At 35.1% G+C, this 820-nt stretch carries 1 protein-coding gene; it reads right to left on the bottom strand.

Annotated elements, in window-relative coordinates:
- Window positions 1-820, bottom strand: an 820-nt coding sequence (locus C9E89_RS22935; protein ID WP_228199113.1) for an Ig-like domain-containing protein, incomplete at both ends; no start/stop codon positions are given.

Below are 820 nucleotides of genomic sequence, written 5' to 3'. Positions count from 1 at the left end.
TTTAGAATCATCAATAGTAATTAATTGATTACTATTTTTATAAACATCACTTCTATCAAAAATATAGGTATCATTTCCAGCACCCCCTCGTAACGCTGAGGTACTTCCACCTTGCGCATTTAAAATATCATCACCTTCCTCACCATAAAGAAAGCTCTGACCACCACCACCAAGTAAGATATCGTTTCCTAAACCACCATAAATCCAATCAGTAGCTTCTGTTCCTTTTAAGATACTTACTTCAGAATGATCTGCAGACTGATAATTACCTATCACTAATCCTATGTTAAAGATTTGCTCTGCCGTATTTCCTGCTATATCTGTTGCAACTACTTTATATTTAGCTGAATCCCACCCTAAAGTCTTACTCAATGTGGTTAGCTGCCATTCAGTATTCACCCATTTATAAACTTCGTATGCATCCGTAGGTGCATTAAAGATAATTGGATCATTTATAGGATCATAGTTTAGTACAGATTTTAAATCAGGCAGAGACAGATCTAGCGTAATATTCTTAATATCCGTATAGCTCTCATTACCTGCATAGTCGGTCACTTTTGCTCTAAAACTATAAGTACCTTCTTTAAAATAATTTTTACCATCTCCCCATTGATCAAATTGATGATTTAAAACAAACCAAGTTGCACTACCATCAATTGAATACTGATATTCCACAGATGTATTCTGCTCATGTCCCTGAATACTTAAATCAAAACTTGCATCATTGCTAATACCATCAACACTGGACACACCTGAATCAATAAAATCAGTAAAAACTAGTTCACCTGCAATGGGTGCTATTGTATCTGGAGCTGTAATG

It is taken from the genome of Acinetobacter sichuanensis (assembly GCF_003024515.2).
Taxonomy (GTDB): Bacteria; Pseudomonadota; Gammaproteobacteria; order Pseudomonadales; family Moraxellaceae; genus Acinetobacter; species Acinetobacter sichuanensis.
The sequence above is the reverse complement of the archived record's forward strand: the minus strand, read 5'-3'. Positions and strand labels throughout refer to the sequence as shown.